The sequence below is a fragment of the Rhizobium sp. RHZ01 genome (assembly GCF_014851595.1).
Lineage (GTDB): Bacteria > Pseudomonadota > Alphaproteobacteria > Rhizobiales > Rhizobiaceae > Rhizobium > Rhizobium altiplani.
In genome coordinates this window covers 442,351-464,941 of the sequence record NZ_JACUZZ010000001.1, presented here as the reverse complement: position 1 = coordinate 464,941, position 22,591 = coordinate 442,351, and the positions used below count along the sequence as shown (strand labels likewise).

Sequence of the window (22,591 nt, the reverse complement as noted above, 5' to 3'; positions counted from 1 at the left end):
GTCTTTGCCCTTGGCCATTTCTGAGGTCGCTGTATCCGTTTCACGGCCTTATCTTTCACCGATTTCGGGCCTGAGCAAGATGGATCGGCCACAGCTTCTCAGGCGTTCTTCGCTGTGGCGAATGTTATGCTCGCGTCACTCACATTAGCAACGTGCGAATAGGCTGCCTGACCGGCTGCCGCCACATCTCCACGCATGATCGCCGTCACGATGACATCGTGCTCGTCATAGGATTTGGCCAGGCGGCCGGGCAGGCGGAACTGCGCCCGGCGGAACGGTGCCAGTCGTGCGCGGGTTTGCGTCGCCAATTCGAAGATGTGCTCGTTATGGGCCCCACGATAAAGGCGAGTGTGAAACTCCGTGTTGTGCGCAGCATAGCCTTCTTCGGCTCCAGCGTGCACCAGTTTTGCCGAGGCTCGATGCTCGAGTTCGAGGGAGCGTCGCTCATCGACCGTCATGCGTTCGGCCGAGAGCCGTGCGCAGATGGCCTCCAATTCCGACATCGCCTCGAACATCGAATGCAGATAAGTCTCCGTCACGTTCGCGACGACGGCACTGCGGTTGGGCTCACGATCGACCAGCCCCATGGCGCCAAGTTCGCGCAGCGCCTCCCGGACCGGCGTGCGGGAGACATCGAAGCGGGCGGCCAGCGAGATCTCATCCATCCTCTCGCCGGGAACGAAAAGGCCGGTCACAATCATATCCGCGATGGCGCGAACCATCTGCTCGACGGTCGTGCCCGCCCTGATTACCTGCCTGCGCTTGATCTCTGTCACAATCCTGATTCTTGCTGCGTCAACTGCATACAGATGCCGCCAGTTGGCCGACAAGTCAATTATCTTCTTGTTTCTAGAGGCATTGCGTTGCCCCAGCGAGCTTTTGTGAAGGGCTCGACGACAAGGCTGATGATTGAATAGTAATCAAAGACTAAATTTTGGTCATTCTGGCGGTAAAACTGCATACAGTTTGGACAAGCAAAACAGTGCGGCTAATATTGGTGTGATAATTCAATTACTTAGAATATGGCACGGTCATTGCATACACTTTTCTGCAACGTTTTTTTTCGAACCGGCCCTGGCCGCAAGGAGCATTCCGATGACCAAACTCCTTTCCATGAACCGCCGCCACTTCCTGCAGGTTTCCGCCGCCGGAGCACTCGCCTTGACGCCAGGCCTGCTGTCGGGCCGCGCTCTCGCCCAGACCGCACTCACCGTCGGCTTCATCTATGTCGGCCCCAAGGACGACTACGGCTACAACCAGGCCCATGCCGAAGGGGCGGCGGCGCTGAAGGCCCTGCCGGGCGTCACGATCGTAGAAGAAGAGAATGTCCCCGAAACCGTCGATGTCCAGAAGACGATGGAGTCGATGATCAACCTCGATGGCGCGACACTGATTTTCCCGACGTCGTTCGGCTACTTCGACCCGCATATGCTGGCGATGGCGGCAAAGTACCCGGATGTGCAGTTCCGCCATTGCGGCGGCCTCTGGCAGGAGGGCAAGAACCCTGCAAACACGGGTTCGTATTTTGGCTATATCTTCCAGGGCCAATACCTGAACGGGGTCGCGGCTGGCTACACGTCGAAAAGCAAGAAGCTCGGCTTTGTCGCGGCCAAGCCCATTCCGCAGGTGCTGCAGAACATCAACGCCTTCCTGCTCGGGGCACGCTCGGTCGATCCCTCGATCACCTGCCAGGTCATCTTCACGGGCGAATGGTCGCTTGCCGTCAAGGAAGCCGAAGCGACCAACGCGCTGATCGACCAGGGCGCGGATGTTATCACCTGCCATGTCGACAGCCCGAAGGTTGTTGTCGAGACGGCAGCCGGTCGCGGCGCCTTCGTCTGCGGCTACCACGCAAACCAGAGCCCGCTTGCTCCTGAAAAATATCTGACCGGCGCCGAATGGGCGTGGGGCAACGTCTACACCGATTTTGTCAAGAAGGCGCAGGCCGGCGAAAAGCTCGGCAATTTCGTGCGCGGTGGCCTCAAGGATGGCTTCGTCAAGATGAGCCCGCTCGGACCTGCCGTGCCAGCCGAAGGACGGACGAAGTTCGACGCAACGCTTGCCGAAATGATGACCGGCAAGTTCTCCGTCTTCAAGGGGCCGATCAAGGACAACAAGGGCAACGTCGCCGTCACGCCCGACAAGAGCTATGCCGAAGATGCCATCGAGCTCGAGAGCATGGCGTATCTCGTGGAAGGCGTCGTCGGATCCACGGCCTGATCCGGAGGGAGAAGCGTCATGACAGTCGAGGCGAATACCTCCGCAATAGCCATCGCTTCCCAACGATCGTCCGTTGTTAGACCTATCCTTGAGTGGGTCGCACGGCGCGCAGAACCTGTCGCCATCAGTTGCGGCGCGATCCTGATCGGGCTGGCGCTCTTCTCCATCTTCATTCTCGTGATCGGCAAATCGCCGGTCACCTTATTCCAATTGATGTACACAGGCGGCTTCGGCAGCTGGTTCTCGATCCAGAACAGCCTCAGCCGGGCCGCCCCCCTTCTCCTGACGGCGCTTTGCGTCGCCTTGCCGGCGCGACTCGGGCTCGTCATCATCGGCGGCGAGGGCGCGGTCGTATTGGGTGGCGTTGCTGCGGCGGCGGCCGCATTGCCGTTCGTCGGAACGCTGCCCGCCTTCCTCGTTCTGCTGCTGATGGCGGCGGCGGCGATGCTCGTCGGCGGCATCTGGATCGGTCTTGCAGGCTTCCTGCGGCACTATCGCGGGGTCAACGAGACCATTTCTTCGCTGCTGCTCGCCTATATCGCCATCGCCCTCATGAACCAGTTCGTCGAAGGACCGCTGCGCGATCCGGCGAGCCTTAACAAACCCTCCACCACCCCCCTGCCCGCCGAATACATGCTCGGCAAGATACCCGGAATGGATGTGCACTGGGGGCTCGCAATCGGCGTCGTCGCCTGCATCATCTCGTGGGTGCTGATCGAGGTCACGAGCTATGGCTTCGCGGCGCGCATCGCCGGCGGCAATGTTCGCGCCGCGCAGATACAGGGGTTGCCGGTCGGCCGCCTGATCGTCGGCTTCACGGCGATCGCCGGCAGCTTCGCCGGTCTTGCCGGCATGATCGAGGTCGCCGCCGTCCAAGGCAGCGCCAATGCCTCGCTGGCGGCGGGCTACGGCTATACCGGCATCCTCGTCGCCTTCCTGGCGCGGCACAATCCACTGGCGATCATTCCGGTCGCCTTCCTGCTTGGCGGCATCGATGCGTCGGGCGGCCTCATCCAGCGCCGGATGGCCTTGCCTGACGCAACGGTCCTGGTGCTGCAAGGCACGCTCTTCGTCGTCATCCTCTTTTGCGAGACCTTCTACGGTCGCTTCAAGATCTTCAATCCCGACCTCTGGAAAAGGAGCCCATGATGGAAGCGAGCGGCATCGGCATCTGGGGTGTACCCCTCGCCATCTTTGCGGGCGCGATCCGCGTCTCGACACCCTTCATCTTCGTCAGCCTCGGCGAGACCATCACCGAACGCTCTGGCCGCATCAACCTTGGCCTCGAAGGTACGCTGGTCTTCGGGGCCATGACGGCCTACGCGGTCGCCGTGCTTACCGGCCCGCCCTGGCTCGGCGTGCTGGCGGCCATGGGCTCCGGCACCGTCTTCGGCCTCGTGCACGGATGGATCTGCAAGTGGCCGAAGGTGAACGACATCGCGATCGGCATCGCCATGATGCAATTCGGGCTGGGACTGGCCTTCTTTCTCGGCAAGCCCTTCATTCAGCCGGCAGCACCGCATCTGCCGTCGATCCCGCTCGGTGCGTGGTCCAACCTTCCGCAGGTTCAGGCGGCACTGAACATCAATGTGCTCTTCATCGTGGGCGGCGCGCTGGCACTCTTCCTGTGGTGGGGGTTCAAGAACACCCGTGTCGGTCTCGTATTGCGCGTTGTCGGCGACAGCACCGATGCGGCGCGGGCGATGGGGATCAATCCGGATCGTGTCCGGCTGCTCGCCACCGGCGTCGGCGGGTCGCTCGCCGCCTTGGGCGGGGCCTATCTCTCGCTCTACTATCCCGGGTCCTGGAACGAAGGCATTTCTTCCGGACAGGGCCTGATGGCGGTGGCGCTGGTGATCTTCGCGCGCTGGAACCCGATCGGCTGCTTCCTGGCCGCCCTTCTCTTCGGCGGCGCCGGCGCACTGGGTCCTGCCTTGCAGTCGGTCGGCGTCACGCAGGGCTACTACCTGTTCTACGCGGCTCCCTACGTCCTGACGCTCGTCATCCTCATTGCCACGTCCTCACCAACACGTTCGCTCGCCGGTGCCCCCGGCGCATTGTCGCTCACGAAATAGGGGATCTGCCATGAATGGTCTCGGCGGCCTTAACAAATCCGAACATGGCGTCGGTATCGGCCTCGTTCAGCTTCAGCTACCCGTTACGGTCACCAGGGAGGACCTTGCAAGGCAGACAGAGGTTATCGTCGACCTCGTCGGCAAGGCCCGTCGCAACCAGGCAGGCATGGATCTGGTCGTCTTCCCCGAGTATGCGCTGCATGGCCTGTCGATGGACATCAATCCCGAGATCATGTGTTCGCTCGACGGGCCGGAGGTTGCTGCCTTCAAGAGAGCCTGCCGCGAAAACCGCATCTGGGGCTGTTTCTCGATCATGGAATTCAATCCGGATGGGATGCCGTACAATTCGGGCATCGTCATCGACGACAGTGGCGAACTGAAACTCCATTATCGCAAGATGCATCCATGGGTGCCGGTCGAGCCCTGGGAGCCCGGCAACTTCGGCATTCCGGTGATCGAGGGACCGAAAGGCGCGAAGCTCGCACTGATCATCTGCCATGACGGGATGTTTCCGGAGATGGCCCGGGAGTGCGCCTACAAGGGCGCGGAGATCATGATCCGGACAGCGGGCTATACCGCTCCGATCCGCGACAGCTGGAAGTTCACCAACCAGTCAAACGCCTTCTGCAATCTGATGGTGACCGCCAGCGTCTGCATGTGCGGTTCGGACGGCACGTTCGACTCCATGGGCGAAGGCATGATCTGCAATTTCGACGGCACGATCATCGCCCACGGCACGTCCGGTCGCCCGAACGAGATCATCACCGCCGAGGTCCGCCCTGACCTGGTGCGTGAGGCGCGGCGCAGCTGGGGCGTCGAGAACAATATCTACCAGTTCGGCCATCGCGGTTATGTCGCCGTCGCCGGTGGCGCGGGGGACGCGCCTTACAGCTACATGCACGATCTCATCGCGGGCCGGTACCGGTTGCCCTGGGAAGATGAGGTCAAGGTCGTCGACGGCACGTCCTGCGGCTTCGACAAGCCGGCGCGGCGCTATGGCGAGACTTTCAAACTTGCGGGCGAATAGGAGAAGACGATGGATGCGATGGTCGAAAACAAGGGACGCTACATCAATGCCGATCCCTATGCCTGGCCCTACAACGGCGCGCTGAGGCCGGACAACACGGCGCTCGTCATCATCGACATGCAGACGGATTTCTGCGGTCCAGGCGGCTACGTGGATCATATGGGTTATGATCTTTCGCTCGTGCGCGCACCGATCGAGCCGATCAAGAGGGTCCTTTCGGCGATGCGCGCCAAGGGCTATCACATCATTCACACCCGGGAGGGTCATCGGCCCGATCTCGCCGACCTGCCGGCGAACAAGCGCTGGCGCTCGCAGCGTATTAGCGCTGGCATCGGCGACGCCGGCCCTTGCGGCCGCATCCTTGTTCGCGGGGAGCCGGGCTGGGATATTATAGACGAGCTGAAACCGATCGAGGGCGAGACGATCATCGATAAGCCCGGCAAAGGCTCTTTCTGTGCCACGGATCTGGAGTTGATCCTCAACCAGAAGCGGATCGAGAACATCATCCTGACAGGCATCACCACCGATGTCTGCGTTCACACGACGATGCGCGAGGCCAACGATCGCGGCTTCGAGTGCCTGCTGCTCGAGGATTGCTGCGGCGCCACCGACTATGGCAACCACCTCGCGGCCATCAAGATGGTGAAGATGCAGGGCGGCGTATTCGGATCTGTGTCCAACGCGGCTACCCTGATCGAGGCCCTTCCCTGATGCCCTCCTTGCGTGCTCATGTCTTTCGCGTCCCGGCAGGCAGTCCGGACGATGTCTCCGGTGTCGAAGCCCTGTTTGCCGGCCGAATTGACGCTTCCGACGTGGTCGCCGTGCTTGGCAAGACCGAGGGCAACGGCTGCGTCAACGACTTCACCCGCGGCTACGCCACACGCAGCTTCGAGCGGCTGTTCGATGAACAGAATGTAGAAGGCGTCTCAATCGTCATGTCCGGCGGCACGGAAGGCGCGCTCTCGCCTCACTGGACCATCTTCACGCGCAAACAGGTCGAGGAGCCTGGAGAAGGGGCTCTGGCAATCGGCGTGGCGCGCACCCCTGCCCTGCCGCCTGAACAACTCGGTCGCTGCGAACAGGTCCGCATGGTGGCGGCGGCGGTTAAAGCCGCCATCCGGGATGCCGGGATCGAGGACACCGCCGATGTCCACTTCGTACAGATCAAATGCCCGCTGCTGACCTCTCAGCGGATTGCCGATGCGGAATCAGCCGGCAAGACGACGGCGACGCGCGATACGCTGAAATCAATGGCGCTGTCACGCGGCGCGTCGGCACTTGGCGTTGCCGTTGCACTTGGCGAGGTGGATATCGACGCCATCGACGACAGTGACATCTGTAGCCGCTTCGATCTCTATTCCCGATGCGCCTCGGCTTCTTCAGGCGTCGAGCTCTTGGATCATGAGGTCATTGTACTCGGCATGAGCGCAAAATGGTCCGGGCCTCTCACCATCGACCATGCCGTCATGCGGGACGCGATAGACACTGGATCCGTCCGCGCTGCCTGGGATCGTCTGCCGGCGGAAGGAAGGCTCGCGGCCGTGCTGGCCAAGGCCGAGCCGGACCCGTCCGGTCACGTTGGTGGCAAGCGCCATACCATGCTGAACGATTCCGATATCGCCGGCACACGCCATGCCCGCGCGTTTGTGGGCGGCGCGCTCGCCGGCGTCTTCGGCATGACCGACTTATACGTATCGGGCGGTGCCGAACATCAGGGACCGCCAGGTGGCGGGCCGGTCGCAATTATCGTCGAAAAAGGAGACCTGAAGTGAGCATCGTACGCGACACGCCTCTTCCCCAGGCTGGCAAGGCCGTCGGCATCCAGACGCTCGACATGACGATGCGGTTTGCCAGTTTCACGGCGCTCGACCACGTATCGATCGATATCCCAGCCGGAACCTTCCATGCGCTCCTCGGCGAGAACGGCGCCGGCAAGTCAACGCTCGTCAAGTGCATCATGGGCTTCTGCCATCAAACCTCGGGTTCGCTCTCCGTCGATGGGCGCGAAGTGGTGATCGCCTCCCCCAGGGATGCGGCAACCTATGGGCTCGGCATGGTCTACCAGCATTTCACGCTGGTGCCGTCGCTGACGGGCGCGGAAAACCTCGTCATCAGCCGGGCTGCCGTGCCCGCGGTGATCAACTGGGCCAAGGAGCGTAGGGATCTTGCAGCCTTCATGGAGCACATGCCGTTCAAGATTCCGCTCGATCGCCCCGTCAGCGAGCTGGCCGCTGGCGAAAAGCAGAAGCTCGAAATCGTCAAGCAGCTCTATCTCGGCCGCAGTTTTCTGGTGCTCGACGAACCGACATCCGTGCTGACGCCAGCCGAGGCGGACGAAATGCTCGGACTGGTCCGCGGCATGACGGATCGCGGCGAGCTGACCGTGCTGATGATCTCACACAAGTTCCATGAGGTTACGAAGTTCGCCGACGCAGTTTCGATCCTGCGGCGCGGCAAGCTGGTCGGCGGCGGAGGGGTCGACCAGCTGTCGACCGCAGAGATGGCATCGATGATGATTGGCGACGTCAAGCTCGCCCAGCTCGATACACGCGTGCCAGTGTCTGAGATGGCAAAGCCTGTTCTCAAGGTGGAAAAGGTCAAGGCGCCGGATCGCTCGGGGTTGAAAACCATTGAAATCGACACCCTGACGGTTCGCTCCGGCGAAATCGTCGGCATTGCCGGCATATCGGGCAACGGCCAGAAGGAGCTGACGGAGATCCTGGCCGGCCAGCGGCCGACCGAGGCGGGCAGCGTGCTTGTCAACGGCGACGCCTACGGCGCGACCCGGCCGGAGACGCGCCGGAACAATGTGCGCTTCATTCCCGAGGAGCCCCTGCACAATGCCTGCGCGCCCCGCATGACGGTCAGCGAGAATCTTGCCTTCCGTACATTCGATCTGAAAAACGACGGAAAAGATGCGATCTGGCTCAACAAGGGCAGGATGAAGAAACGCGCGACGGATCTGATCACCGATTACAAGGTCAGGACCGCTTCCTCCGCCTCGCCGATCGCAGCCCTTTCCGGCGGCAATGTGCAACGCGCGGTGCTGGCGCGTGAACTGACCGGCGAAGTCGATCTCCTGATCGTCGCCAATCCTTGCTTCGGCCTCGATTTCTCAGCTGTCGCGGAAATCCGCGCCCGCATCATGAGGGCGCGCAACTCCGGTGCGGCCGTGCTGCTGCTGTCGGAGGATCTCGACGAGCTGTTGGAGATGTCCGACCGGATCATGGTCATCTCGGACGGCAAGCTGGTCTACGAAACCCCGGCGCGCGCTGCCGATATCTCGGTCATCGGCGCGCATATGGCAGGACATCACTGATGCCAGACATCAAGGCACAACCTTTTGCCTTTCGGGCCAGGCCCGACCAACTGGCGCTCATCGTCATCGACATGCAGCGTGACTTTGCCGAGCCAGGCGGCTTCGGCGCAAGCCTCGGCAACGATGTCAGCCGCATCACCAGGATCATTCCCGACGTCAAACGGCTGATTGAGGGATTTCGCGAGGCCGGCCTGCCTGTCATTCACACCATGGAGTGCCACAAGCCGGATCTTTCCGATCTGCCCCCCGCCAAGCGCAACCGCGGCGCTCCAACCCTTCGGATCGGCGATGACGGGCCGATGGGACGGATCTTGATTGCCGGAGAGGCCGGTACTGCGATCCTGGCGGAGCTTGCCCCCGTCGACGGCGAAATCGTGATCGAGAAGCCGGGCAAAGGCGCATTCTACGCGACCGAACTCGGCGAGATCTTGAAAGCGAGGGGCATCAGCCAGCTTGTCTTTGCCGGCGTCACAACCGAGGTCTGCGTTCAGACGACCATGCGCGAAGCCAATGATCGCGGATACGAATGCCTTCTCGCCGAAGAAGCAACCGAGAGCTATTTTCCCGAGTTCAAGGATGCCGCCATCGCCATGATCCGCGCCCAGGGCGGGATCGTTGGATGGACTTCACATGTGGACGACATATTGGAGGCGATTGGTCATGCCTGAGACGACACGCGAGCTTCTGACGCTAGGTGGCTGGAAAGAGCTAACTTTCTCTCCATTTCGTGAGGACGTTACGATCCACTGGATCCGCCCTTTCGAAAACGATCAGCCGGGGGTCGCCCTTTTGAAATACGAGGCCGGAGCCTCCGTACCGCGGCATCGACACGAGGGGCTCGAAACCATCCTGGTCCTGGAAGGCACACAATCCGATGAGGCCGGCGACTATGGGCGCGGCAGCTATGTCGTGAATGCGGCTGGAACCGAGCATTCCGTGTGGAGTGACACCGGCTGCGTGGTGCTGATCCAATGGGATCGGCCCGTTAGGATACTGGAAGAGGAAATAGCATGACCGGCGCACCGGCTTTCGACATCGCATCGCTGCACGCATTCTACGCTTTGGGTGGAAGCCCCGACACGATCATTGGCCGGGTGTTTGCGCGCCTGGCCGAAGTCAACGATCCTGGTATCTTTCTTCATCTCTCAGATCGCGAGGCGCTCCTTGCCGAAGTGGAAGCGCTGGGTCCGTTTGATGCCGAGGCCAAGCCGCTCTGGGGCATCCCCTTTGCCGTGAAGGACAACATCGATGTCGCCGGCATGCCGACAACGGCTGCCTGCCCTGACTATTCCTATGTAGCGGCTGTTGATGCGACCGTCGTTCGCTTGCTGAAGCAGGCCGGGGCCCTCGTCATCGGCAAGACAAACCTCGACCAGTTCGCAACAGGCCTCGTGGGCGTCCGCTCGCCCTACCCGATCCCTCGCAACGCCATCGACGCCAACCTCGTTCCCGGCGGCTCCAGCTCCGGCTCGGCCGTCGCCACCGCCCAAGGGATCGTCAGTTTCGCGCTCGGAACGGATACGGCCGGCTCCGGCCGTATCCCCGCAGGACTTAACAACATCGTCGGCCTCAAGCCGAGCGTCGGCGCCCTTTCGACGGCGGGGGTCATACCGGCCTGCCGCACGCTCGACTGTGTTTCCATATTTGCCCTTACCGTCGATGATGCATGGCGTGTCTTCGACACCACCGCGCGCTACGACGCGGCGGATGCTTACTCGAAGGACATACCCGCATCCGGCTATGGCTCGCTTCCGCCGGTCCTTTGCATCGGTGTTCCTGCAAAGGCAGACCGCCAGTTCTTTGGCGACGCCCGCATGGAGGCATCATATGAGAACGCGCTCGCGATGCTGACGATGCTCGGCCATCGCGTGGTCGAAGTGCCATTCGGCGATTTCTACAAGGTTGCCAATCTGCTCTACGAGGGCGCCTGGGTGGCGGAACGCTATGCCGCGGTGAAGGCCTTCTTCGATGCCAACGAAACGAGCTTCCATCCGGTCACACGCAAGATCTATGGTGGCGCGAAGGCGCTGAGCGCAGCCGATGCCTTCAATGGTCTCTACGCCCTTCAGGCTCTGAAGCAGACAGTGCTGCCGATCATCGATTCTGTCGATCTCTTTTGTGTGCCGACGGCCCCGAGCCACTATACGCTGGCCGACCTTGCTGCCGAACCGATCCGCGAGAACTCGCGGCTTGGGACCTATACCAATTTCGTCAATCTGCTCGATATGTGCGGGATCGCCGTGCCGACTGGCAAGCGTGCCGACGGCCTCCCCGCGAGCGTGACCCTGCTGGCGCCGTCCGGCCGGGATGGCCTGGCGGCCTCCCTTGCCCGAGAGATCCACCAAGCAGCCGGTGTCAGTCTGGGAGCGACAAGCTGGTCTCTGCCACCGGCTTTTCCGAAACCGGCGAGAATTGATGAGGATGGGATGATCGATCTCGTTGTCGTCGGTGCGCATCTCTCCGGCATGCAACTAAACGTCCAACTGCGCGACCTCGACGCCGTGTTCTCTCGGCAGGCGCAGACATCGGATGCCTACAGGCTCTATGCCCTTGCCGGCCAGGTGCCCGCCAAGCCGGGAATGATCCGTGTCGAGGCCGGCAGAGGCGGCCGCATCGACGTGGAAGTCTGGCGCTTGACGCCCGCTGCCTTCGGGCAATTCGTGGCGGCAATACCCTCGCCTCTCGGAATCGGCTCAATCAGTCTGTCAGACGGAACTGTGGCTAAAGGCTTCCTTGTTGAGCCCGCAGGGATAACAGGGGCCACCGACATCACCAGCTATGGCGGCTGGCGCAACTATGTGGCGGCGGACACCGACCGGAGAGCGCGAAGCGCAGGCTGATCAATCCCGGCAATTGTGGATCGCAGAGCCGGGCAGTTCTCACCATCTGTTACGGCAGCGCCAGCTGCCAAGATAACAGGCCGCGTTGCCACGACGCCAATGCGGCCGCTCTCTGCCTCCGTTTCGGAGGTAACCGCGGTCGGTTCAACCGGCAGCAATGATCTCGTGGCCACGGGCGCAGGTAAGCATGGAGGTCAGCAATTGCTGCGGAGCAACAACGATTGCCACTTGCAATGTTTATAAAAATATCTATCACTAAACATATTGCTAAACATGAGAGTTGAGGAGTTCATGTAGGCATTCTCGCAAATGGGTGAACTTGCGCGGTCGGCGGGGAGCCGGCCTTTGGTTCTGGGAGGAACTTATGCAAAAGAAATCGAAAGCCCTTCTCGGGCTGGCCTCGGCGTTCATCATCTCGTCGGCGCTGCCCAATCTCGCCAAAGCCGACCAATTGACGCTCTGCTGGGCCGCATGGGATCCGGCAAACGCACTGGTCGAACTCTCCAAGGATTTCACCGCCAAAACCGGCACTGAAATGAAGTTCGAGTTCGTACCGTGGACGAGCTATGCAGACCGCTTCCTCAATGAACTGAACTCCCATGGCAAGCTCTGCGACCTGATCATCGGCGACAGCCAGTGGATCGGTGGCTCGGCTGAAAACGGCCATTACGTCAAGCTCAACGACTTCTTCGACAAGGAAGGCATCAAGATGGATGACTTCGTGCCGGCGACGGTTGTCGGCTATTCGGAATGGCCGAAGAATACGCCGAACTATTGGGCGCTGCCCGCCATGGGCGATGTGGTCGGCTGGACCTACCGCAAGGACTGGTTCGAGCGGCCGGAACTGCAGAAGGAATTCAAGGCAAAGTATGGTCACGATCTCGCGGCGCCAAAGACCTACGACGAGCTGAAGCAGATCGCCGAGTTCTTCCAGAAGCGCGAGATCGATGGCAAGACCGTCTACGGCGCCTCGATCTATACGGAGCGCGGCTCTGAAGGCATCACGATGGGCGTGACCAACGTGCTCTACGATTGGGGCTTCCAGTACGACAACCCAGACAAGCCCTACGAGATGGAAGGCTTCGTCAATTCGCCCGATGCGGTCAAGGGACTGGAGTTCTACAAGGCGCTCTATGACTGCTGCACACCGCCCGGCAGTTCCAACGTTTACATGGTTGAATCCGCCGACGCCTTCAAGTCCGGCCAGGTGGCCATGCAGATGAACTTCGCCTTCACATGGCCGGGTCTCTACAAGGATGAGAAAGTCGGTGGCGACAAGATCGGCTTCTTCCCCAACCCGGCGGAAAAGAAACATTTCGCCCAGCTTGGCGGACAGGGTATCTCGGTCGTCTCCTACTCCGACAAGAAGGACGCGGCACTGCAGTACATCAAGTGGTTCGCCCAGCCTGAAGTGCAGGCCAAGTGGTGGCAGCTCGGCGGCTACTCGTGCCTGAAGTCAGTTGTGAACGCCCCGGACTTTGCGTCCAGCCAGCCATATGCCCAGGCATTCCTGGACTCGATGGCGATCGTCAAGGATTTCTGGGCCGAGCCGAGCTACGCAACCCTCCTGCAGGACATGCAGAAGCGCGTTCATAACTATGTCGTGGCCGGCAACGGCACGGCTCAGGAGGCGCTCGATGGCCTCGTGAAGGACTGGACCGAAGTCTTCAAGGACGACGGCAAGATCTAGTGTCCGGCTGGACGCAAAACATTCTTGCCAGAATGGCGGCCCGGATTGCCAAGACTGCCGGGCCGCCACGTGTCTCACATACGCAAAGACCAGGTGACACCTTGAACATTTCATCTTCCTCCATGGTCGAAAAGGCAGCTGACGCGACTGCGAGGGCGACGCCGACATCGGTCGCACGCCGTGTCCGAGGACTATCCGACCGAGCGATTGCCTGGTTGTTCATTGCACCGGCCATCATCCTGCTTCTCGCCATCAACATCTTCCCGCTCATCTGGGCGATCTATCTGTCGTTCACGAACTATCGTGCCAACCGCCCGAATGCGCCTGTTCTGAACGTCGGATTTAGCAACTACCAGCGTGTCCTGAACGACCCCGATATCTGGCAGGCCATGCAGACGACGGCGCATTTCGTGTTTTGGACGATCCTGCTGCAGACGGTTATCGGCTTTACGCTCGCCTATCTGATCGACCGCAAGTTTCGTGGCCACGCGTTCTGGACGACGCTCATCCTGATACCGATGATGCTGTCTCCGGCTGTTGTCGGAAATTTCTGGCGCTTTCTCTACGAGCCGCAGATTGGTCTTTTCGCCTACGCGGTTTCGCTCATCACCGGCATTCCGACCGCCGACATCCAGATGCTCGGCAGTGTCACGCTGGCGCCTTGGGCCATCATCATTGTCGATACCTGGATGTGGACGCCTTATGTCATGCTGATCTGCCTCGCGGGCCTGCGATCCATCCCGGACTACATCTATGAGGCAGCCGAGGTCGACCGTGCCTCCCCATGGCGGCAATTCTGGTCGATCACCGTGCCGATGGCCCTGCCTTTCATCATGCTCGCCGTACTGTTCCGCGGCATCGAGAACTTCAAGATGTTCGACATGGTTACACTGCTGACAGGTGGCGGCCCGGGTTCGACCACCGAAGTGGCCTCGATCACCTTGAAGCGTACGGCCTTCGAGAGCTGGGCGACAGGGCGGGCGTCTGCCTTCGCCATCATCCTCTTCGTTGCCGTGTTCGGCCTCGCCAACATCTACGTCAAGGCACTTAACAGGGTGAAGCAACGATGAGCTCCGTCACCTCAGCCCATTCCGTCGTCGAACCGAGCCGGGCCAACAAGCGGATCGCCGGCACCATCGTGATCCTCTACGCCCTGATCACCATGATCCCGCTCGTCTGGATCTTCCTGACCAGCATCAAGTCTCCGCCGGACTCCATCAGCTATCCTCCGAAGATCATCTTCACACCGACGCTGGAAGGCTACTGCAATCTCCTGACAACAAGGACGCGGCAGACGCCGGAATATATAGCCTCCCTGCCCGCGCCGACCGGCACCTGCGACGAGGTCACCCGCAAGCGCAACATGGTGATCGCCGGTCCTTCGAATTTCCTGCCGCGCTTTGCCAACTCGCTGGTGATTGCCTTCGGCTCGACATTCCTGGCCGTCTCATTGGGAACGCTGGCCGCCTATGGCTTCTCGCGTTTCAGGGTCCCCCTTGCCGACGACCTGTTGTTCTTCATCCTGTCGACACGCATGATGCCGCCGATCGCCGTCGCCATCCCAATCTATCTCATGTATCGGGAGCTTGGTCTTTCCGACACGGCGCTGGGCATGATCCTGCTTTACACCGCGGTCAACGTCTCCCTTGCAGTCTGGCTCCTGAAGGGCTTCATCGACGAGATCCCACGGGAGTACGAGGAGGCAGCGATGATCGACGGCTACACGCGGCTGCAGGCTTTCTGGAAAGTCGTCCTGCCGCAAGCAACGACCGGCATTGCCGCCACCGCGATCTTCTGTCTGATCTTTGCCTGGAACGAGTATGCCTTTGCGGCACTGCTGACATCGGGCGAAGCCCAGACGGCACCGCCCTTCATTCCGACCATTATCGGCGAGGGCGGTCAGGACTGGCCGGCGGTCGCGGCGGGAACAACGATCTTCCTGATCCCGATCCTCGTCTTCACCATTCTCCTGCGCAAGCAGCTCTTGCGTGGCATCACCTTCGGAGCGGTCCGCAAATGACCCACCTCATAGAAACACCGCGCCCCCCATCCCGCCCGAAGCGCCCGCTCTTTCTGCGTCGCGTTCCAATGGAAAATATCGCAACCGCGTTGATTGCCATCGGCTTCCTCATGCTCTTCCAGCCATTCCTGTTGGTGCTCTACACCTACTCGCTGGTGACGCTGCTTGCGGGCACGGCCATGTTCATCATCGTCTCGAAGTTTCCGGAGTGAGCCATGGCGGACATCAGAATAGAAAATCTCCGCAAGCAGTTTGGCAGCTTCGTTGCTGTGCAGGATTCAAGCTTCACCATCCATGACGGCGAATTCCTGGCACTGCTTGGTCCGTCCGGCTGCGGCAAGACGACGACGCTGCGCATGATCGCCGGTCTGGAACTGCCGACCAGCGGCAAGATCTATCTTGACGGCGAAGACGTCACCTTCAACCGCGCCAGCGCGCGCGATATCGCTTTCGTCTTCCAGCTCTTCGCCCTCTATCCGCATATGAACGTGCGCAAGAACATCGCCTTTCCGCTGCTGTCGCAAGGCATGCCGAAGGCCGAGATCCGCCAGCGCGTCGAGGAAACCGCGCGGCTGCTGCAGATCGATCATATCCTTGACCGGTCGGTCTCCGGACTTGCCGGCGGCGACCGGCAGCGTGTGGCGCTTGGTCGCGCCATCGTGCGCCGTCCCAAATGCTTCCTGATGGACGAACCGCTGGGGACGCTCGACGCCGAATTTCGCGAGGTCATGGTTCACGAACTTCGTGAACTGCACAACCGCATTCAAGCGACGACGGTGTACGTCACCCATGACCAGCATGAGGCGATGGCGATGGCCGACAAGATTGCCGTCATGAACCATGGGGTCATCGAGCAATTCGGTACGCCCCAGGAAATCTACAGCAAGCCCGCCACCATGTATGTCGCCGATTTCATCGGCTCGCCGTCGATGAATTTCATGCGCTTCACCTCGGGGCTGCAGACAGGCGCGCGATCCGTCTCGCTGCATGGGGTCGATGTCGCCGTTCCCGAGGTGCACCAGGACCTGGCCGAGGCGGAATTGGCACTCGGGGTTCGGCCTGAGCATATTCGCCTGAGCGATACGTCGCCCTTGAGGGGAGCGGTTTATGGCAGCGAATACCTCGGGACCAATCAGGTCGTGACGATCGAGACGTCGAGCGGCGTCATCAAGGCGCGAGTTCCGGCAAACCGCAACTTCCGTATCGGCGAGACGGTCGGTCTTGACTTCAATTCGGCCAAGCTCGCGCTGTTTGACTGCCAGTCGGGCCGCGCCATTGCTTCGGCACTCTACTCGGAGGCCGAGCATGGCTGACATCGTCCTCAAGGGCCTCGACAAGCGTTTTGGCGACACGCAGGCTCTGTCTGATCTCAACCTTTCCATCCGCGATGGCGAGTTCGTCGTCCTGCTTGGGCCGACCGGTGCCGGCAAGACGACGACGCTGCGCCTCATCGCCGGCCTGGAACGACCGGATAGCGGTCGCATCGAGATCAATGGTCGCAACGTCTCGGGCGAAGCGCCCGCCGAGCGCGACGTCGCCTTCGTCTTCCAGCAATATTCGCTCTATCCGCACATGACGGTTTACGACAACCTCGCCTTCCCGCTGCGAGCGCCTGTGCGCAAGCTGGGGGCTGAAGAGATCGACCGTCGCGTGCGCGAAATTGCGCGTATGGTCCGGATCGACCACAAGCTTGAGAACCGTTCGACGCGTCTTTCGGGCGGCGAAATGCAGCGTGTCGCAATCGGCCGGGCGTTGGTACGTCGGCCCGCCATCTACCTGATGGACGAACCCCTCTCGTCGCTCGATGCGAAGCTGCGTGCCGAACTGCGCCTGGAACTCAAACGGATCCAGAAGGAACTCGGTTCTACATTGCTTTACGTGACCCACGACCAGGTCGAAGCCATGACGATGGCGGATCGGATCGGCATTGTTGCTGGAGGCAGGCTGTTGCAGGTCGGAACGCCGCGTGAAATCTACGGCAATCCCACCAGCCTCGATGTCGCTGCCCGGCTTGGCCAACCGCATATCAACCTGCTGCCCGCCGATCTCCTGCCAGGCGCCAATCCGCCGCCAGGTACCAGGACGATCGGTGCGCGAACCGAGCATCTCGATATCATGGTCGAAAAGAATGCCAATGCCGAAATCGACTGGATCGAGCACCTTGGCGACCAGAACCACCTTCACATCCGGGTGCGCGACCACAAGCTCGTCACACTTGCCGATCCATATCTCGCAATCCGGCCGGGTGATCGAATCAGCCTCACGTTACGCGATCCGCTCTATTTCGACGCCAGCGGCCAGCGTCTGGGCTAGAATTGAACGATACAAAACACACTGCATAAAAGACGGGTCTCTCTCCATGAAACATTTCTTCAATCGCCGGGAAACCATTGTTACCGAAGCCCTCGATGGTCTGCTCCTGACAAGCAGTGCCGGTCGTCTTGCCCGTCTCGATAGCTTCCCCGACATCAAGGTGATCCTGCGCGCGGATTGGGATAAATCGAAGGTCGCGATCATCTCCGGCGGCGGCGCGGGTCACGAGCCCTCGCATGCCGGCTTCGTCGGCAAGGGCATGCTGACAGCAGCTGTATCGGGCGAGATCTTTGCTTCGCCGAGCGTCGATGCCGTGCTGACGGCCATCCGTGCGGTAACGGGCCCCAAGGGCGCCCTGCTGATCGTCAAGAACTATACGGGCGACCGGCTCAACTTTGGCCTCGCTGCCGAAAAGGCCCGTGCCGAAGGCTTCGATGTCGAGATGGTGATCGTTGCCGACGATATTGCCATCCCCGAAATCAACCAGCCCCGCGGCGTTGCCGGTACCTTGTTTGTGCATAAGATCGCCGGCTACCACGCCGAAGCAGGAGCCGGCCTGAAGACGGTCGCCGCACAAGCGGCTGCCGCAGCCCGAGATATCGTTTCACTCGGCATGTCGCTTTCGACCTGCAGCGTTCCCGGTCAGGCGCATGAGGATCGGCTCGGCGCCAATGAAGGGGAGCTTGGCCTCGGCATCCATGGCGAGCCCGGTGTCGAGCGGATCGCCTTGCAACCGGTTGTCGACCTTGTCGCGACGATGACCGAGCGACTGGCCGCAAGACTGGATGGTGCACATGACCACGCACTGTTGATCAACAACCTTGGCGCCGTGCCGCCGCTTGAGATGGGCGTCATTGCCAATGCCGTGTTGTCCTCGCCGGTCACGCGTCGCGTGCGCCTGATCGTCGGACCGGCGCCGATGATGACCGCGCTCAACATGAACGGTTTTTCGCTTTCGCTCATTCGGCTGGACGCTGCTCGCGAAGCCGCGCTGAAGTCCGCAGTCGGGCCCCATGCCTGGCCACCCGTCGCCGAACGGCATGAGATCGCCATCGTTCCCGCCCCGGATAAGTTATCTGGCCGGGATGAAGTGGTCTCGGCAAGCGATGACAGCCGGAGCCGTCGCCTTTTGACGGCGGTCTGCGAGCATCTGATTTCCCTCGAGAGCGAGTTGAACCGCCTCGATGGCCGCGTCGGTGATGGCGATACCGGTTCCACCGTGGCAACAGGGGCGCGTAGCGTTCTTTCCCGCATTGACACGCTGCCGCTGAAGGATGCTGGCGCCACCATGGCCTCGATCGGTGAGATCCTGAGCACGAGCATGGGCGGGTCCAGTGGCGTACTGCTCTCGATCTTTTTTACGGCCGCCTCCAAGGCCATGGCGGAAAAGGCTGATATAGCCGCTGCCCTGCTTGCCGGGCTCGATCGGATGACGTTCTATGGAGGCGCCGGCATCGGCGATCGTACCATGGTCGACGCGCTGGCGCCCGCACTCGCGGCCTTGGCATCAGGTGATGTCGCGGCCGCGGCGAAGGCTGCGGCTACCGGTGCTCAATCGACAAAGGCGATGCTGAAGGCGAAGGCCGGTCGCGCCTCCTATGTCGGTGAGAAGGATCTGGAGGGAGTGCCGGATCCGGGGGCTGTCGCTACGGCGGGCGTGTTCGAAGTCGTTGCAGCGCTGGCATGAATTGGCGATTGGAGGATATCGGATGCAGGCAGAACCGGTTCTTCTTACGGGATTGATCGAGACTTGCCGGGCAACGATTGCGGCAAACAGCGAACATCTCTGCGCGCTTGATCGGGCGATTGGGGACGGTGACCACGGAACGAATATGCGCCGTGGCTGCGACGCAGTCAGCGCCGAGGAAGCCTCTGTTGCAACTCTTCCCTTGCCCGACGCGCTTGAAAAGATCGGACTGACGCTCGTTATGAACATCGGTGGCGCGGCCGGCCCTCTCTATGGCACACTGCTCATGGAGATGGGTCGCGAGCTCCGTGCATTGAACCAGAACCAAGATTTTCCAGCGGTACTGAGGCAGGCAATTGATGCGGTCGCCCGTCGAGGCCGCTCGCATGCCGGGGACAAAACCCTTCTCGATGTTCTCTATCCGGTTCAGGACGCACTCGCGCATTGTTCATCTTTGACGGACATCGCACGTCAAGCCGAAGTTGCTGCCGAGCGGACGTCTGCCATGAGGGCGATGCGCGGACGGGCTTCCTATCTCGGCGACCGGTCAATCGGCCATGTCGATCCGGGCGCTTCAAGTTGTGCGCTTCTGACAACCGCGATCTGCCGCTATCTCGAGGAGCACCGCAGCGCATGAATGCGAAGACGCCAAACGTCGGAATTGTAATTGTCTCCCACTCGCCGCTCATTGCGCGTGGCACCGCCGATATGGTGCGGCAAATGGTGGGCGACAGCGTGCCGCTCGCCTGGTCCGGTGGCAACAGTCACGGCGAGTTGGGAACGGATGCCGGCGGAATTCTCAAAGCCATCGAAGAGGCCTGGTCGGACGCCGGCGTAGCCGTCTTCGTCGATCTGGGTGGAGCTGAAACCAACAGCGAAATGGCAATCGAAATGCTCGGCTCGCCCCGGTCCAAGCGGGTATCGATCTGCAACGCCCCTATCGTTGAAGGAGCCGTTATCGCCGCTGCCGAGGCCTCCGGTGGCGCCTCACTGGCCAAGGTGGTCGCAACGGCAGAGGAGCTCTCACCCTGATGAGCAGTGGATTGCGCATAGGAACCCATGAGGCAGGGCAGGTCCATGCCAGTTGCGAAACGGAGGTCGAGGTCAAGCATGGCGTCGGACTGCATGCCCGGCCTTCGGTGACGTTCACGCGGCTGGCAAAGTCGTTCCCCTGCTCCATCGAGGTCGCTGTCAATGGCAGCGACGTCTGGCTGAACGGCAAGAGCATCATCAAGATCATGGGCGCCAAGATCCGCAAGGGCTCGGTGCTTAAGATTCGCGCCGACGGAATCCTCGCCGAAGAAGCGATCCGGGCATTGAAGGGCCTCGTCGAGCGCAATTTCGATGAGGAAAAGAAGCATGGCCGCCCCGCTTAGATTGAAAGGCACGAGCGCGGCGCCAGGTGTTGCCAACGGACCGGCCTTCGTCGCCGAACCAATGGCCCCTGCCCCGTCACCGCCATCAAGCATCTCCGGCCATGCCGAACTCGCCAGCGCAGTCGACACCGCCATCCGCGAACTGCAGGACCTTGGCACCGGGGCAGACCCCGAGGGCGGCGACATCGTCGAGTTTCAGATTGAGGTGCTGCGCGATCCAACGCTGACCGAGATGGCCGGCGCGCGTATCGATGCCGGTGAAAATGTAGCTTTCGCCTGGATCGGAACGCTCGATGGTTACATCCGGGAACTGGAATGCTCGGAAGAAGATCAACTAAGGGCGCGTGCCGTCGACATTCTGGACATCAAGAACCGCGTCCTCTCCGTACTCACCGGAACGCCCGTCGACGACTTTCCAGCCGGATCCATCTATGTCGGAAAGGACATGGAGCCCAGCCGCTTCCTCGCCCATGACTGGTCGGCAGGCGGCGGTATCGTTCTCTTCGGAGGGAGTGCCGTCGGCCATGTCGCCCTGCTTGCCAAATCCCGGTCCGTTCCGATGGTAATCGGTACCGGCCGCTTCACGACCGAGGAAGGGCAACACATGGGAGTCGACGGTGATTCAGGTATTGTCATTCTTAAGACAGCCAAGGACCATGCGACATCGACGCAAGTCAGCCGTCCGCCAACAAGCACCGCACCGCCACTCGACAGCGGAATCGTGCATACCGCGGACGGAGCGCAGGTCCTCTTGTCCGTCAATGTCAATGCTCCCGAGGAAATCGATGCGATCCCGGTCGCGACAACCGCCGGAATAGGGCTGATGCGCTCGGAGTTCGCGGTGACGTCGCTCGGTGATGCCGCAAACGAAGAAAAGCAATTTGAGATCTATCGCCGCCTCCTGGATTGGGCGGATGGCCGGTCCGTGACAATCCGTATGTTGGATATCGGTGGCGACAAGCCGCTCTCCGGCCTCACGGAAATGTCCTCGTTGCGCGGCATTCGTCTTCTTCTAGCCCGGCCCGAAATTGCGCGCGTTCAAGCTCGCTCGCTTTTGCGCGCCGCGGTCTTCGGCAATCTTCGTATCATGCTGCCGATGGTGACATTTCCGTCTGATGTCGACGATATCAGGCAGATCTATCGCGAAGAATCCAGCCTGCTCGCAAGCCGGGGTATGCCGCACCGTATTCCCCCGATCGGCATGATGGTGGAGGTCCCGGCGGCGGCCCTCATGCTCGATCAATTCGAAAATGCAGACTTCTTTTCGTTTGGTACAAATGACCTTTCGCAATACCTGGTCGCTTCCGCACGCGAGCAGGCCGACTTTGCTCGTTATCAGGCCCGCGCAGTGCCCGCAGTGCTGCGCCTCGTGGCACGGGCGGTCAAGCTTGCCGGCAAAAAACCAGTCAGCATTTGCGGAGACATGGCCGGCGATCCATCCCGTATCTCTGATCTTCTCGCCGTCGGTCTTCGGCATTTTTCCGTGGCGCCGGATCGGCTTCCCACGATAAGATCGGCCATAGTCGGTCTGAATGCCGATGGAACAAGGGTAGCCGGAGAATAGGGATGGCGCGCGAAGACACCGAAGACGCCATTATCGCCTATAAGAATATTCTGGCGCAGATCATCGAAAACCGGCCTTCGGGAACCCGTCAGCGGCTGGCGACGGAACTCGGCAAGCATCGCAGCTTCGTCACCCAGATAACCAGCCCCATTTATGCGACGCCTCTTCCTGCGCGTCATCTTGCGACGATCTTCCGGGTTTGCCATTTCAGCGCCGCCGAACAGGAACGCTTTCTCGACGCTTATCAGATCGCCCATCCCGGCAAACTGCCGGAATTTGGCGCCTCGGAGAAATTGCGACACCTTTCCATCATGGTGCCTGACTTCGGTGACGAACGACGCAACCGGCTGCTTGAAGAGGCAATCACCGACTTGGTGCAGAAGATCGCTGCAATTTCGGGATCGCCGGATTGAACGGACCATTGCGCGCGACGAGGCGCTAGATGATCATCGCCTTGGGA

23 protein-coding genes are annotated in these 22,591 nt (G+C 61.0%); 22 read left to right on the top strand and 1 reads right to left on the bottom strand.

Annotated elements, in window-relative coordinates:
- Positions 1 to 98: 98 nt before the first annotated feature.
- Complete coding sequence (locus tag IB248_RS02115) at positions 99 to 776, bottom strand: GntR family transcriptional regulator (RefSeq protein WP_169679779.1); 678 nt, start codon at positions 774 to 776, stop codon at positions 99 to 101.
- Positions 777 to 1,095: 319 nt separating this feature from the next.
- On the opposite strand from IB248_RS02115, the gene IB248_RS02110 reads away from it, so the two are divergent.
- The 22 genes from IB248_RS02110 to IB248_RS02005 all read left to right on the top strand — a co-directional run bounded on the left by IB248_RS02110 (position 1,096) and on the right by IB248_RS02005 (position 22,544).
- Positions 1,096 to 2,220 carry a BMP family ABC transporter substrate-binding protein gene (locus IB248_RS02110; RefSeq protein ID WP_192240172.1) on the top strand — a complete coding sequence of 375 codons (1,125 nt, stop codon included), beginning with the start codon at positions 1,096 to 1,098 and terminating at the stop codon, positions 2,218 to 2,220.
- Positions 2,221 to 2,238: 18 nt separating this feature from the next.
- On the top strand, positions 2,239 to 3,369 hold the full coding sequence (locus IB248_RS02105; protein WP_192240171.1) for an ABC transporter permease: 1,131 nt from the start codon (positions 2,239 to 2,241) through the stop codon (positions 3,367 to 3,369).
- Positions 3,369 to 4,295, top strand: coding sequence for an ABC transporter permease (locus tag IB248_RS02100; RefSeq protein WP_192240257.1), 927 nt, complete (start codon positions 3,369 to 3,371; stop codon positions 4,293 to 4,295). The genes IB248_RS02105 and IB248_RS02100 overlap by 1 nt, the downstream gene beginning before the upstream one ends.
- 10 nt (positions 4,296 to 4,305) lie before the next feature.
- Positions 4,306 to 5,322 carry a formamidase gene (locus tag IB248_RS02095; RefSeq protein ID WP_192240170.1) on the top strand — a complete coding sequence of 339 codons (1,017 nt, stop codon included), beginning with the start codon at positions 4,306 to 4,308 and terminating at the stop codon, positions 5,320 to 5,322.
- 9 nt (positions 5,323 to 5,331) lie between these two features.
- Positions 5,332 to 6,033 (top strand): isochorismatase family cysteine hydrolase, encoded by a 702-nt coding sequence (locus IB248_RS02090; protein WP_192240169.1) that lies wholly within the window; start codon positions 5,332 to 5,334, stop codon positions 6,031 to 6,033.
- Positions 6,033 to 7,094: a ring-opening amidohydrolase gene (locus tag IB248_RS02085; RefSeq protein WP_192240168.1), complete on the top strand. Its 1,062-nt coding sequence runs from the start codon at positions 6,033 to 6,035 to the stop codon at positions 7,092 to 7,094. The genes IB248_RS02090 and IB248_RS02085 overlap by 1 nt, the downstream gene beginning before the upstream one ends.
- Positions 7,091 to 8,641, top strand: a complete 1,551-nt coding sequence (locus tag IB248_RS02080) for an ABC transporter ATP-binding protein (RefSeq protein ID WP_192240167.1) — start codon at positions 7,091 to 7,093, stop codon at positions 8,639 to 8,641. The genes IB248_RS02085 and IB248_RS02080 overlap by 4 nt, the downstream gene beginning before the upstream one ends.
- A complete protein-coding gene (locus IB248_RS02075; RefSeq protein WP_192240166.1) occupies positions 8,641 to 9,309 on the top strand; it encodes an isochorismatase family cysteine hydrolase in 669 nt (222 codons plus the stop codon). Before IB248_RS02080 ends, IB248_RS02075 begins: the two co-directional genes overlap by 1 nt.
- Positions 9,302 to 9,655: a cupin domain-containing protein gene (locus tag IB248_RS02070; RefSeq protein WP_025658502.1), complete on the top strand. Its 354-nt coding sequence runs from the start codon at positions 9,302 to 9,304 to the stop codon at positions 9,653 to 9,655. The genes IB248_RS02075 and IB248_RS02070 overlap by 8 nt, the downstream gene beginning before the upstream one ends.
- Positions 9,652 to 11,481, top strand: a complete 1,830-nt coding sequence (atzF, locus tag IB248_RS02065; RefSeq protein WP_192240165.1) for an allophanate hydrolase — start codon at positions 9,652 to 9,654, stop codon at positions 11,479 to 11,481. The genes IB248_RS02070 and atzF overlap by 4 nt, the downstream gene beginning before the upstream one ends.
- Positions 11,482 to 11,845: 364 nt before the next feature.
- Positions 11,846 to 13,171, top strand: a complete 1,326-nt coding sequence (locus tag IB248_RS02060; RefSeq protein WP_018855614.1) for an ABC transporter substrate-binding protein — start codon at positions 11,846 to 11,848, stop codon at positions 13,169 to 13,171.
- 101 nt (positions 13,172 to 13,272) lie between these two features.
- Positions 13,273 to 14,241: a sugar ABC transporter permease gene (locus IB248_RS02055; protein WP_192240164.1), complete on the top strand. Its 969-nt coding sequence runs from the start codon at positions 13,273 to 13,275 to the stop codon at positions 14,239 to 14,241.
- A complete protein-coding gene (locus tag IB248_RS02050) occupies positions 14,238 to 15,191 on the top strand; it encodes a carbohydrate ABC transporter permease (protein WP_025658499.1) in 954 nt (317 codons plus the stop codon). The genes IB248_RS02055 and IB248_RS02050 overlap by 4 nt, the downstream gene beginning before the upstream one ends.
- Complete coding sequence (locus tag IB248_RS02045) at positions 15,188 to 15,403, top strand: hypothetical protein (RefSeq protein ID WP_192240163.1); 216 nt, start codon at positions 15,188 to 15,190, stop codon at positions 15,401 to 15,403. Before IB248_RS02050 ends, IB248_RS02045 begins: the two co-directional genes overlap by 4 nt.
- A 3-nt stretch (positions 15,404 to 15,406) precedes the next feature.
- Positions 15,407 to 16,504, top strand: a complete 1,098-nt coding sequence (locus IB248_RS02040) for an ABC transporter ATP-binding protein (protein WP_169679810.1) — start codon at positions 15,407 to 15,409, stop codon at positions 16,502 to 16,504.
- Positions 16,497 to 17,504: an ABC transporter ATP-binding protein gene (locus tag IB248_RS02035; protein ID WP_113160697.1), complete on the top strand. Its 1,008-nt coding sequence runs from the start codon at positions 16,497 to 16,499 to the stop codon at positions 17,502 to 17,504. The genes IB248_RS02040 and IB248_RS02035 overlap by 8 nt, the downstream gene beginning before the upstream one ends.
- Positions 17,505 to 17,550: 46 nt before the next feature.
- Positions 17,551 to 19,191 carry a dihydroxyacetone kinase subunit DhaK gene (locus tag IB248_RS02030; protein WP_169679818.1) on the top strand — a complete coding sequence of 547 codons (1,641 nt, stop codon included), beginning with the start codon at positions 17,551 to 17,553 and terminating at the stop codon, positions 19,189 to 19,191.
- Between the two features lie 22 nt (positions 19,192 to 19,213).
- On the top strand, positions 19,214 to 19,828 hold the full coding sequence (gene dhaL / locus IB248_RS02025; protein WP_169679821.1) for a dihydroxyacetone kinase subunit DhaL: 615 nt from the start codon (positions 19,214 to 19,216) through the stop codon (positions 19,826 to 19,828).
- The gene (gene dhaM / locus IB248_RS02020; protein WP_192240162.1) at positions 19,825 to 20,223 is read left to right on the top strand and encodes a dihydroxyacetone kinase phosphoryl donor subunit DhaM; all 399 of its coding nucleotides are present in this window, start codon (positions 19,825 to 19,827) and stop codon (positions 20,221 to 20,223) included. Before dhaL ends, dhaM begins: the two co-directional genes overlap by 4 nt.
- Positions 20,223 to 20,567, top strand: a complete 345-nt coding sequence (locus IB248_RS02015; protein ID WP_025658493.1) for an HPr family phosphocarrier protein — start codon at positions 20,223 to 20,225, stop codon at positions 20,565 to 20,567. The genes dhaM and IB248_RS02015 overlap by 1 nt, the downstream gene beginning before the upstream one ends.
- Positions 20,551 to 22,131, top strand: coding sequence for a putative PEP-binding protein (locus tag IB248_RS02010; RefSeq protein WP_192240161.1), 1,581 nt, complete (start codon positions 20,551 to 20,553; stop codon positions 22,129 to 22,131). The genes IB248_RS02015 and IB248_RS02010 overlap by 17 nt, the downstream gene beginning before the upstream one ends.
- A gap of 2 nt (positions 22,132 to 22,133) precedes the next feature.
- Positions 22,134 to 22,544 carry a hypothetical protein gene (locus IB248_RS02005; protein ID WP_062371674.1) on the top strand — a complete coding sequence of 137 codons (411 nt, stop codon included), beginning with the start codon at positions 22,134 to 22,136 and terminating at the stop codon, positions 22,542 to 22,544.
- The last annotated feature ends 47 nt before the right edge of the window (positions 22,545 to 22,591 follow it).

Bases quoted from the DNA above. Each gene is read 5' to 3' on its own strand.
- IB248_RS02110 (WP_192240172.1), top strand. From the start codon at position 1,096: ATGACCAAACTCCTTTCCATGAACCGCCGCCACTTCCTGCAGGTTTCC.
- IB248_RS02105 (WP_192240171.1), top strand. From the start codon at position 2,239: ATGACAGTCGAGGCGAATACCTCCGCAATAGCCATCGCTTCCCAACGA.
- IB248_RS02100 (WP_192240257.1), top strand. From the start codon at position 3,369: ATGGAAGCGAGCGGCATCGGCATCTGGGGTGTACCCCTCGCCATCTTT.
- IB248_RS02095 (WP_192240170.1), top strand. From the start codon at position 4,306: ATGAATGGTCTCGGCGGCCTTAACAAATCCGAACATGGCGTCGGTATC.
- IB248_RS02090 (WP_192240169.1), top strand. From the start codon at position 5,332: ATGGATGCGATGGTCGAAAACAAGGGACGCTACATCAATGCCGATCCC.
- IB248_RS02085 (WP_192240168.1), top strand. From the start codon at position 6,033: ATGCCCTCCTTGCGTGCTCATGTCTTTCGCGTCCCGGCAGGCAGTCCG.
- IB248_RS02075 (WP_192240166.1), top strand. From the start codon at position 8,641: ATGCCAGACATCAAGGCACAACCTTTTGCCTTTCGGGCCAGGCCCGAC.
- IB248_RS02070 (WP_025658502.1), top strand. From the start codon at position 9,302: ATGCCTGAGACGACACGCGAGCTTCTGACGCTAGGTGGCTGGAAAGAG.
- atzF (WP_192240165.1), top strand. From the start codon at position 9,652: ATGACCGGCGCACCGGCTTTCGACATCGCATCGCTGCACGCATTCTAC.
- IB248_RS02060 (WP_018855614.1), top strand. From the start codon at position 11,846: ATGCAAAAGAAATCGAAAGCCCTTCTCGGGCTGGCCTCGGCGTTCATC.
- IB248_RS02050 (WP_025658499.1), top strand. From the start codon at position 14,238: ATGAGCTCCGTCACCTCAGCCCATTCCGTCGTCGAACCGAGCCGGGCC.
- IB248_RS02045 (WP_192240163.1), top strand. From the start codon at position 15,188: ATGACCCACCTCATAGAAACACCGCGCCCCCCATCCCGCCCGAAGCGC.
- IB248_RS02040 (WP_169679810.1), top strand. From the start codon at position 15,407: ATGGCGGACATCAGAATAGAAAATCTCCGCAAGCAGTTTGGCAGCTTC.
- IB248_RS02035 (WP_113160697.1), top strand. From the start codon at position 16,497: ATGGCTGACATCGTCCTCAAGGGCCTCGACAAGCGTTTTGGCGACACG.
- IB248_RS02030 (WP_169679818.1), top strand. From the start codon at position 17,551: ATGAAACATTTCTTCAATCGCCGGGAAACCATTGTTACCGAAGCCCTC.
- dhaL (WP_169679821.1), top strand. From the start codon at position 19,214: ATGCAGGCAGAACCGGTTCTTCTTACGGGATTGATCGAGACTTGCCGG.
- dhaM (WP_192240162.1), top strand. From the start codon at position 19,825: ATGAATGCGAAGACGCCAAACGTCGGAATTGTAATTGTCTCCCACTCG.
- IB248_RS02015 (WP_025658493.1), top strand. From the start codon at position 20,223: ATGAGCAGTGGATTGCGCATAGGAACCCATGAGGCAGGGCAGGTCCAT.
- IB248_RS02010 (WP_192240161.1), top strand. From the start codon at position 20,551: ATGGCCGCCCCGCTTAGATTGAAAGGCACGAGCGCGGCGCCAGGTGTT.
- IB248_RS02005 (WP_062371674.1), top strand. From the start codon at position 22,134: ATGGCGCGCGAAGACACCGAAGACGCCATTATCGCCTATAAGAATATT.